Annotated in this window: 6 protein-coding genes; 2 read left to right on the top strand and 4 right to left on the bottom strand. The window is 36.5% G+C overall.

All coding sequences use genetic code 11. The features are described from left to right. Positions 1–139 precede the first annotated feature (139 nt). The 3 genes from ACM55F_RS08645 to trmD all read right to left on the bottom strand — a co-directional run bounded on the left by ACM55F_RS08645 (position 140) and on the right by trmD (position 3,830). A complete protein-coding gene (locus ACM55F_RS08645; protein WP_416853402.1) occupies positions 140–2,362 on the bottom strand; it encodes an NADP-dependent isocitrate dehydrogenase in 2,223 nt (740 codons plus the stop codon). 269 nt (positions 2,363–2,631) lie between these two features. Then, positions 2,632–2,982 carry a 50S ribosomal protein L19 gene (rplS, locus tag ACM55F_RS08640; protein WP_416853401.1) on the bottom strand — a complete coding sequence of 117 codons (351 nt, stop codon included), beginning with the start codon at positions 2,980–2,982 and terminating at the stop codon, positions 2,632–2,634. A gap of 170 nt (positions 2,983–3,152) precedes the next feature. Further along, positions 3,153–3,830, bottom strand: a complete 678-nt coding sequence (gene trmD, locus ACM55F_RS08635) for a tRNA (guanosine(37)-N1)-methyltransferase TrmD (RefSeq protein WP_416853400.1) — start codon at positions 3,828–3,830, stop codon at positions 3,153–3,155. 273 nt (positions 3,831–4,103) lie between these two features. Between trmD and ACM55F_RS08630 the strand changes: the two genes are divergently transcribed. Beyond that, on the top strand, positions 4,104–5,036 hold the full coding sequence (locus tag ACM55F_RS08630) for a peptidylprolyl isomerase (protein WP_416853399.1): 933 nt from the start codon (positions 4,104–4,106) through the stop codon (positions 5,034–5,036). A gap of 90 nt (positions 5,037–5,126) precedes the next feature. Here ACM55F_RS08630 and ACM55F_RS08625 read toward each other — a convergent pair whose 3' ends face one another. Next, positions 5,127–5,687, bottom strand: a complete 561-nt coding sequence (locus ACM55F_RS08625) for a thioredoxin family protein (RefSeq protein WP_416853398.1) — start codon at positions 5,685–5,687, stop codon at positions 5,127–5,129. Between the two features lie 119 nt (positions 5,688–5,806). Here ACM55F_RS08625 and ACM55F_RS08620 point away from each other — a divergent pair, with 119 nt between their 5' ends. Further along, entirely contained in the window at positions 5,807–6,142 is a 336-nt protein-coding gene (locus ACM55F_RS08620) for a tRNA-binding protein (RefSeq protein WP_416853397.1), read from the top strand. Positions 6,143–6,146: the final 4 nt, after the last annotated feature.

The following is a 6,146-nucleotide window of genomic DNA, read 5'->3' as shown; positions in this document are numbered from 1 at the left end:
CTAAATGACATCTACCTAAAATGTATCGTAAATTAAGAACCGCCTTGGTACGGATCCGTATGCCGGGTGGTGTGGAAGGTCGCCTAGGGAAATAATCCCTAGGCTCCTATCCGATTTATTTAATTATGAATTATTTTGATTAAGCGATTTTCGCTACTATAGCATTGAATGTTCCGCTAGGACGCATCGCTTTAGTAGTTAATTCTGGATTAGGTTGGTAATGACCACCAATATTTTGTGGTTTTCCTTGTGCTCCAATTAACTCTGCATTAATTTTGGCTTCATTTGCTGCAAATTCCGTTGCAATAGGAGTAAAAATAACTTTTAATTCAGCGTTTTTATCTTGCGCTGCTAATGCTTCTGCCCAATACATTGCCAGATAAAAATGAGAACCACGGTTGTCAATTTCACCAATTTTACGAGCTGGTGATTTATCATTTGCCAAGAATTTCTCCGTAGCTACATCAAGAGTTTCGGCCAAAATGATTGCTTTAGAATTATTTAAAGTCTGACCTAAATGTTCCAATGAAGCGCCTAAAGCTAAGAACTCACCTAGGGAATCCCAACGTAAATAGCCTTCTTGTGTAAATTGTTCGACATGTTTTGGAGCTGATCCACCTGCACCAGTTTCAAACAAACCACCACCATTCATCAATGGTACGATAGATAACATTTTTGCTGATGTTCCCACTTCTAAAATTGGGAATAAGTCAGTTAAGTAATCACGCAATACGTTTCCTGTTACAGAAATAGTATCTAGTCCTTTAATGATTCTTTCTAATGTGAAGTCAGTTGCTTCAATAGGATTAAGGATGCGAATGTCTAAAGCAGTTGTATCGTAATCTTTTAAATATTTTGTTACTTTTTCGATTAACTCTCTATCATGTGCTCTGTTTTCGTCTAACCAAAAAACGGCTGGAGTATTTGATAAACGAGCTCTGTTTACAGCTAGTTTAACCCAGTCTTGAATTGGGGCATCTTTTGCCTGACACATTCTGAAAATATCGTTTGCTTCAACGGCTTGTTCCATCAAAACGTTTCCATTAGTATCTACAACACGAACAGCACCGTCTGCATTCATTTGGAATGTTTTATCATGTGAACCATACTCTTCCGCTTTTTGTGCCATCAAACCTACGTTTGGAACACTTCCCATAGTTGTTGGGTCAAAAGCACCATGTTTCTTACAGAAATCAATAGTCGCGGTGTAAATTCCGGCATAACATCTGTCTGGAATAATCGCAATGGTATCTTGTCTGTTTCCTTCCTTGTTATACATTTGTCCTGAAGTACGAATCATTGCCGGCATAGAAGCATCCACAATTACATCCGAAGGAACGTGAAGATTGGTAATCCCTTTTTCGGAATTTACCATGGCCAATGCTGGTCCGTTTTCTATTGCATGATTTATTGCAGCTTCTACTTCAGCCTGTATCGGGTGTCCTGCAATTTTTGCATATACATCACCCAAACCATTTCTGGTGTCGATATTTAATTCATTAAATAAAGCAGCATATTTTTCGAAAACAGCGGAGAAATAAACTTCTACTATCGCTCCAAAAATAATTGGATCAGAAACTTTCATCATCGTAGCTTTCAGGTGAACTGAAAGTAAAACGTTTAATTTTTTTGCCTCTGCAATTGTTTTGGCAACAAAACTTTTTAAAGCGTTCAAGTTCATTACAGAACTGTCAATTATTTCACCTGCTTTTAATGGAGTACTCGCTTTCAAAACAGTTGTTGAGCCATCTTTACCAACGAATTCTATTTTTACATCAGTAGCATCAGCAACAGTCATTGATTTTTCACTTCCGTAAAAATCACCGCTTTCCATAGAAGCTACTTGTGTTTTTGAATCAGAAGACCAAGCTCCCATAGAATGTGGGTTTGCTTTAGCATAATTTTTAACTGCTTTTGGAGCTCTTCTATCAGAGTTTCCTTCACGTAAAACTGGATTTACGGCAGAACCTAAAATTTTAGAATATTTAGCTTTGATGGTTGTCTCCGCTTCGTTTTGCGGTTCTTCTGGGAAGTCTGGCAAATTATAACCATGAGATTGTAATTCAGCAATAGCCGCTTTTAATTGAGGAACAGATGCCGAAACATTTGGTAATTTTATGATGTTTGCCTCTGGAGTGGTCGCTAATTGTCCAAGTTCTAATAAAGCATCTCCTGTTTTTTGATCTTCAGTCAAAAACTCTGGAAAGTTTGCTAAAATTCTTCCGGCTAAAGAAATGTCTCTAGTTTCAATTTCGATATCAGAAGTTGATGTAAATGCTTGAACAATAGGTAGAAATGAATAGGTTGCCAACAAAGGCGCTTCATCAGTAAGGGTGTAAAAAATTTTTGATTTTTGTGTCATTTTTTTATTTTTATAATCGAATCACGGTTAAATGTAGCTTAAATAAGGTATTTCACTTAAAATAAGGCGGACAAATATATGAAAATCAGATGTAATAGAAGGTGGATTTTATATAGAAAAATACGAATTTTCAGATTACTAACTTGTTATTCTTAATTTGTTAGTTTTAGATGTGTTTTAGTACTTAATTAGGAAACAAAGAGGAAAAAAAATGTCAAAAAAAAAGCCCCAACATTGTTGAGACTTTTTTATAGTAAAGAGATAGTTGACTATCTTCTTTTGTCTTTAATTTTAGCTTTTTTACCAGTAAGTTCTCTGAAGTAGAAAATTCTAGCTCTACGTACAGCACCTTTCTTATTGATTTCAATTTTTTGTAATGCAGGAAGATTTACTGGGAAGATACGCTCAACTCCAATAGCTCCTGACATTTTACGAATAGTAAAAGTTTCTGTATTAGCAGAACCTCTTCTTTGGATTACAACTCCTTTGAAAAACTGAGTTCTAGTTTTTTCACCCTCTCTAATTTCGTAGTAAACGGTAATAGTGTCTCCAGCTGCAAAAACTGGGAATTCTTTTCTAGCTACTAATTCGTCTTGAACGAATTTCATTAAATCTGCCATGATAATTTTAATTATGGTTTTTATTAAATCAACATTCACGGATCTCGCCAGAGGTTAACTTAATGTGGGCGCAAAAGTAAATAAAATAAATTAAAGTTTAAAGTTTTTCTTGTTTAAAGTTTAGAAGTTGTTGAATACCAATTTTAAACCTCAAACTTTAAACTAATTTTTTACTCCTCCAGCAAATCCGGTCTTCTATTCTTAGTATGTTCATAGGCCATATCTTCGCGCCATTTATCTATTTTGGCAAAATTTCCGCTGGTCAAAACATCAGGAACTTTCCATCCGTTATAATCAGCTGGTCTTGTGTAAATAGGACCGGATAATAATCCATCCTGAAAACTATCCGTCAATGCTGAGGTTTCATCACTCAAAACACCCGGAATCAATCGTATTAAAGCATCCGATAAGACCAAAGCGCCCAGTTCTCCACCAGACAATACATAATCACCAATCGAAATTTCCTTCGTAATAAAATGGTCGCGTACCCGTTGATCCACACCTTTATAATGTCCGCAAAGGATAATAATATTCTCATACATGGACATTGTGTTTGCCATTTTCTGGTTCAGGGTTTCCCCGTCTGGCGACATATAAATGATTTCGTCGTAGGTTCTCTCGCTTTTCAAATGCGTAATGCAAGCATCAATAGGCTGCACAGTCATCACCATTCCAGCACCACCCCCATAAGGGTAATCATCCACACTTTTTTGTCTGTTGGTCGTGTAATCCCGTAGATTATGAAAATGAACCTCCACCAATCCTTTATCGATGGCACGTTTCATAATCGAAGCCTCAAACGGACTTCGCAATAATTCTGGGAGAACGGTAACAATATCAATGCGCATAATTTCTTTTCTAAGTTTATTTCATCAGTTCGCCTTTCTGGCTCGGGTCAAAGTGCAAAGGTACAAAGTTTTTCTATGCTGAACTTGTTTCAGTATCTGGGCTAGGGTTTTGTGGAATTAGGAGGTTTTAAAGAAGGTGTTATGTTTGAAATATTTTCCAAATTACATTCCTGTTGAATCCCCAAACTTTCAAATAACTAAATCAACGAATCCTCCAATTCCCTTTTTAAAATTAATTTCGTAAATTTGCCCTTCAATAAAAATTATACAAAAATGGAAAACGGAATATATGCTAAATTCAACACCACAAGAGGTGCTATTTTAGTAAAACTAGAGCACGAATTAACACCAGGAACAGTTGGGAACTTCGTAGGATTGGCCGAAGGAAACTTAGAAAATAAAGTAAAACCACAAGGGGTTAAATTTTATGACGGATTAAAATTCCACAGAGTAATCCCTGATTTCATGATTCAAGGTGGTTGTCCACAAGGAACAGGAACTGGAGATCCAGGGTATAAATTTGATGACGAATTTCATCCAAGTTTAAAACACAACCGTCCAGGAGTTTTGGCAATGGCTAACTCAGGACCTGGAACAAATGGTTCTCAATTTTACATTACACACATTCCAACAGAATGGTTGGATAACAAACATACTGTTTTTGGGCATGTGGTAGAAGGTCAGGATGTTGTTGATGCTGTACAGCAAGGTGATGTTTTGGAATCTTTAGAAATTATCAGAGAAGGAGAAGAAGCTAAAAATTGGAATGCAATTGAAGCTTTTATCACTTTTAAAGGTTCTCGTAACAAACGCGATGCAGCTTTAAAAGCAGATGCTGAAGCAGCAATGGAGAAACTAGCTGCTGGTTTCGAAAAAACAGAAAGCGGCTTACGTTACCAATTCATCCAAAGAGGTGAAGGTAAAAAAGCAGAGAACGGAAAAACGGTTTCAGTGCATTACACAGGACAACTTCCAGACGGTAAGGTTTTTGACAGTTCATACCCTCGTAAAAAACCAATCGAGTTTCCATTAGGAAGAGGGAACGTTATTGAAGGTTGGGATGAAGGTATTGCCTTGTTGCGAGTAGGTGACAAAGCACGTTTCGTGATTCCAGCTCATTTAGGATATGGATCTCGTGGCGCTGGAGGAGCAATTCCACCAAATGCTACATTGATTTTTGATGTGGAATTAATGGACGTAAAGTAGTCTGTACTATCAGATAAAATTAAAAATTCCAAAACGAAAAGTTGAATGCCCCCAAAAAGTTATATACTATTTGGGGGTATTTTTATGGGATTAATTTATTTTCCACTTTATATTACAACCGATACTTGGTTTTTGATTGGGATTAATTATTCGATTGTAAATAACGCCATCAATCGCGCCACGCAAATCGTTGCCACTAAGCGGAATTCCATTTCCCGGTCGGCTGTCGTCTAACTCGCCGCGATACACTAATTTGTTTTGGTTGTCAAACAAGAAAAAATCGGGAGTACAAGCCGCGTCGTATGCTTTGGCGACTTCTTGGGTTTCATCATAAAGATAAGGAAACTCAAAATTATTTTTAAAAGCGAATTCTGTCATCAATTCTGGTGCATCTTGTGGATATTTTGAAATATCATTGCTTGAAATAGCAATAACACCAATTCCCTGAACACGATAATCATTTGCAATCATCAAAATTTCTTCTAGAACATGGTGTACAAACGGACAGTGATTGCAAATGAAGAGGACTAAAGTTCCTTTTTCGCCTTTTAAATCTGCAAAAGAAAACCATTCGTTGGAAGTGGTGTCTTTCAAATGAAATTCGGGAGCAATAGTTCCAAGCGGAACCATCTTTGAAGCAGTTTTTGACATTGAAATTTTTCTAGTTTAGAATTTTAGGTTTAAAGTTAAGGAAAAGGATTGTGTTTTAAATTTAATATGCTAATTTTAGATTATAAAGGGTTGGTTTATAACTTTAAACTTAAATAAAAATGATGCTAAGTTGGTCTGAATTTGAAAGAGTAGACATGCGCGTGGGAACTATTCTGGAAGTAAACGATTTTTCCGAAGCCCGAAAACCGGCTTATCAGTTAACAATAGATTTTGGTTCTGCAATTGGAATTAGAAAAACTTCCGCACAAATCACCCAACGATATCAAAAAGAAGATTTGCTCAACCGACAGATTGTTGCCGTGGTCAATTTCCCTAAGAAACAAATTGGAAAATTCATGAGTGAATGTCTCGTATTAGGAGCTGTAGGTTCAGAAGGTGATGTGATTTTACTGGCGCCTGATTTCAAAATTGAAAATGGATTGCGAATTGGGTAAAAAA

Origin of the sequence: Flavobacterium melibiosi (genome assembly GCF_048158545.1) — a bacterium.
Taxonomy (GTDB): Bacteria; Bacteroidota; Bacteroidia; order Flavobacteriales; family Flavobacteriaceae; genus Flavobacterium; species Flavobacterium melibiosi.
This window is presented reverse-complemented; position numbering and strand designations above follow the sequence as displayed.

What these genes read in the sequence shown, in the direction of transcription:
- ACM55F_RS08645 (WP_416853402.1), bottom strand. Translation starts at nt 2,362, where the DNA reads ATGACACAAAAATCAAAAATTTTTTACACCCTTACTGATGAAGCGCCT.
- ACM55F_RS08620 (WP_416853397.1), top strand. Translation starts at nt 5,807, where the DNA reads ATGATGCTAAGTTGGTCTGAATTTGAAAGAGTAGACATGCGCGTGGGA.
- ACM55F_RS08625 (WP_416853398.1), bottom strand. Translation starts at nt 5,687, where the DNA reads ATGTCAAAAACTGCTTCAAAGATGGTTCCGCTTGGAACTATTGCTCCC.
- ACM55F_RS08630 (WP_416853399.1), top strand. Translation starts at nt 4,104, where the DNA reads ATGGAAAACGGAATATATGCTAAATTCAACACCACAAGAGGTGCTATT.
- rplS (WP_416853401.1), bottom strand. Translation starts at nt 2,982, where the DNA reads ATGGCAGATTTAATGAAATTCGTTCAAGACGAATTAGTAGCTAGAAAA.
- trmD (WP_416853400.1), bottom strand. Translation starts at nt 3,830, where the DNA reads ATGCGCATTGATATTGTTACCGTTCTCCCAGAATTATTGCGAAGTCCG.